The organism is Corallococcus exiguus (assembly GCF_009909105.1).
In the GTDB taxonomy this organism is placed as follows: domain Bacteria; phylum Myxococcota; class Myxococcia; order Myxococcales; family Myxococcaceae; genus Corallococcus; species Corallococcus exiguus.
Window position 1 is genome coordinate 1 of sequence record NZ_JAAAPK010000029.1, and the last position, 3,384, is coordinate 3,384.

Consider the following 3,384-nt stretch of genomic DNA (forward strand, 5'->3'; position numbering starts at 1 on the left):
TTCCGGTTCACGCGCAGGATTGCTGCGGCCTCTTCGACGGTCAGGAACTCGGGCGCGCTGGAGCCCGCTACCGTGGGCACGTTCATCGTGTGGCTCCGCTCCCGTTGGTGGGCGTAGCGTGGCCCGGCGTGGGCTCGGCTGACGAGTGCACGGCACCAGCACTCGCCCCGGCAGCACCACGCGAGCCCGTGAGAGGGACGACCTTCGCCGCTTGCTGTGATCCGTCCTGACCCGGCTGGTGCCAAGAGGGAAGCCAGCCCCGCGTCTTGCTGTCGCGCTGTTCGGTCCATCCCGCCGTCTTCAGTGCGGCAAGGAAGGTTCGTTTCTGGGGCGGATGCTTCTGCCCCACCGCGATGCAGAAGCAGCAGACCGCCGCGTACAGCGCGTCATTCGTGAACGCCTTGGTCTTGCCCACCTGTGCACCGCTACGGTGAACCACATGGGCCATCGGGCCCGTCGTCGCCCAGTCGTGGAGCTGCGCGTCGGGGGCTGGGCTCTCGCTGAGTTCTCGCAGGAATTGCTCCGTCACAGGCTCGCTGAGTTGCTGAAGCTCCTCGCGAGATGCGTTGACGTGGGGCCGGCGAACCTGTCGCACGTCCACGGCGCGGTTGACCATGGCGTGAGCGAAGGCGGCCACCTGCCGCATGAACTCGGGCGTGAACGCGTCGTCCTCGCCTGGAGCGTGCAGCGATTCCAAGAACTCCCGATGCGTCATGCCCAGGTCTGGGTGCGTGTACTCGGCGGGCTTGGTCCTGTTGTGGAGCACCGTCCAGCGTCGGTCGCCCTCTTCAATTTCGATGGGCTTCGTCCGGTTGGTTGCTGCGAGGAGCCCCGCGCGATTCGTCGCGGACGTCCGGGCAACGCCCTTGCTCTCCAGGAAGACCTCGCCGTCGGTGATGGTCGCCTTGAGCCCGTCGCCGAGTGAGCCTCCGCGCTTGTGATTGTCGAGCAACTCGTTGGCGAAGATCAGGAGCTTCGTGGCGAAGTGGAAGTTGTAGGGCTTGGCCAGATCCGCCTCACCAATCTGGACGCAATTGGAGGGCCCCAGCAGGTGTGCCAGCACGCGATAGAGCACGTTCTTCCCTGAGCCCGGGGGCCCTTGCAGAAGGATGGCGGTGCCCGGCCTGGAGCCCGGATGCTGGACCTTGAAAGCGATCCAGTTGATCAGCCATTCCAGCCCGGCTTCGTCCTCCGCGAGCCAGAGCAGAACGCGGCGCACGTTGGTCCACTCACCCTGAATTGGCGCGAGCGTAGGAGCCTCCCAGGTGTTGACCGCAAACGTCCCGTCCTTGCGCCTGATGAGATCGGGTGCGTTCGGCCTGCACTCAATGGCCATGACGCCCGCGCAGAGGTTCAGCACGTCGGGGGCAGAGGCCAACGGACTGACTCCACGCGGCCACATATCGCGCGGGGGCACCAAACCTCGCAGAATGAGGTAGTCCTCCGCGGCCTTCTGGGTCAGGAACTCGGGCGCGAAGCCGTGTCCGTCGTGTCGCCGTGCAAGATAGCGCTCCAGCGGAACGACCTTCACCAGCGGTAGCTTGGCGACTTCGGCGCGCGCCGCTTCGATGTCGGCTGCGTGGGCCAGCGCGTCCTCGGGATGGATACTCGTGCTCACTGCTCGCCCCCGTTGTGGTGGCCCGCACTGGCCGCCAGTCCCAGAGCACGGCGCCATTCCGCGTACTCCGCTGCTCGTTGGGCCGCTCTCTGGCGGTCCCATTGCGTGAGCTTGGCGCGAGCCCCGCGCAGCCCTCGGAGCGCTTCGCCCCACACATCACGCGAGGGTTCCAGGTGAGCGAGGGCATCGAGCGAGCGGCGTGCGCATTCGAGGAGGCTTGCCGAACTCTCGTCGGGCTTGGCTACCCAGGCGAGCAGTTCGGTTAGCTTGTTGATGCCCAGGTGCCGCTGCCCGTCGAGCATGAGCACTTCGCCCGCGTCCATCTGCGCGAGCACCGTCACCGCGTCGGAGCGCTTGAAACGCTGGAGTCGCTTGCGCACGTCACTCGGATTCGCCGCGCGCAAGCCGTCCACCTGCTCCTCGTTGGGACGTTCGGCGTAGCGTGCGAAGGGCACCCGCAGCAGGGGGCCGAACTCGGCTTGTACGTCCAATGGCTGGCCCTGGTGGTGCTCGGGGGCCGGGCGTGGCAAGGCGTTGGTGGGGTCCCAGCTTGGCAGGTAGTAGAGCCGCGCGACGTCCTTGCAGGACGCATCCGCCTTCAACGCGGCTTCCGTCAGCTCGCCGAGCCCCACGCACTGCATGAGGCGCGGCCAAAGGCGCTCGGACCAGCGGCCCGGTGAGCCCACGGGAACGGGTTCGCTGAACGGGAAGACGACGCGGTAGCGGATGGGCTTCGCCGTGCGCCCGTAGGAGTGCGTGGGGTAGGCGATGAAACACAGGCCACGGCGGCGCAGGCTCGCAAGCCACGCCTCAAGCGCGGCCTGGGTTTCACCGTCGAAGTCCACGATACCCAGGGTGACGTGGGAGAAGTTCGCGTTGCGGCGGTAGGGCGTGGGCGTGGGCTGCCCGTCCTTGCCTTCGTAGAGGCCATCAGCGCGGGGTGGGCACGGCCTGGCAGGGATGATGGCGCGACCGTCCTTCTCCTCGCGCAGGAGCGGATCCACGGCCACCTCCCAGAGCGCGGTCATCAGCTCGCCCGCCGAGTTGAACTCCACGACATCCAGACTTCCGGGAGTGAAGCGCGAATCAGTCAGGCAGATCGTCCAGGGAGCGGGCACCTGCACAGGGCCCGACGCTGGGTTTTCCGCGTCAACATGGGACGGCATGGGGGGAGCTGTGACGGAAGTACCAACGCGGGGGGGCTCCGTCATTGCTCCGTCACCGGGGTTTTCACTCTGTACGTGACGGAGTGACTGAACTCCCTTTTCCTTAAGAGAAGAAGAGAGAGAGGAGAGGGAGAAACAAGCCGCGTCAGTCACTCCGTCACCCCCTCTCGACGCGGGGCCGGCGTAGCTACCGGCGCCAGCGCGTTGGGGGCGGCGAGCGTGTAGACCCGTGGCACCGCGCCACGCACGCCGGGCCTGTGACGGTGGGACACGCGCACCGCGCCAGTGGCCAACAGAAGGGTCAGGGCCCGTCGAGTGAACTGCTCTCCAGAGCCGAGCTGCCCGCGCAGCTCCTTCACGGTGAGGCCATCAGGCCCGGCTTGGGTGAGCGCTGCGATGATGTGAGGAATGTATTTTTCGAGAACTTCAATCATGTTTGATTTTCTTTGTTTCACTCCCATCCGGTAAATGCGTGCGGCAAATGCGGGTGGTTCACGAGCACCGGCACCGATGGGCGATCATGCTCCGCTCGCTCGCAATCCAAAGGGTCTGGCATTCCGCAGCCTGCCCGCGTGGTGGGGGGCCTTGAGGCATCCCCCC

Annotated in this window: 3 protein-coding genes; all 3 read right to left on the reverse strand. The window is 66.4% G+C overall.

The window, feature by feature from the left end; all coding sequences use genetic code 11:
• Window positions 1-82: 82 nt before the first annotated feature.
• Window positions 83-1,618, reverse strand: a complete 1,536-nt coding sequence (locus GTZ93_RS42025; protein WP_139923910.1) for a DUF5906 domain-containing protein — start codon at window positions 1,616-1,618, stop codon at window positions 83-85.
• Window positions 1,615-2,673 (reverse strand): hypothetical protein, encoded by a 1,059-nt coding sequence (locus GTZ93_RS42030; protein ID WP_161663385.1) that lies wholly within the window; start codon window positions 2,671-2,673, stop codon window positions 1,615-1,617. Before GTZ93_RS42030 ends, GTZ93_RS42025 begins: the two co-directional genes overlap by 4 nt.
• A 260-nt stretch (window positions 2,674-2,933) precedes the next feature.
• Window positions 2,934-3,218 carry a hypothetical protein gene (locus GTZ93_RS42035; protein ID WP_186820071.1) on the reverse strand — a complete coding sequence of 95 codons (285 nt, stop codon included), beginning with the start codon at window positions 3,216-3,218 and terminating at the stop codon, window positions 2,934-2,936.
• Between the last annotated feature and the right edge of the window lie 166 nt (window positions 3,219-3,384).

Excerpts from the sequence above, each read along its gene's own strand:
- GTZ93_RS42035 (WP_186820071.1), bottom strand. The coding sequence starts at position 3,218 with ATGATTGAAGTTCTCGAAAAATACATTCCTCACATCATCGCAGCGCTC.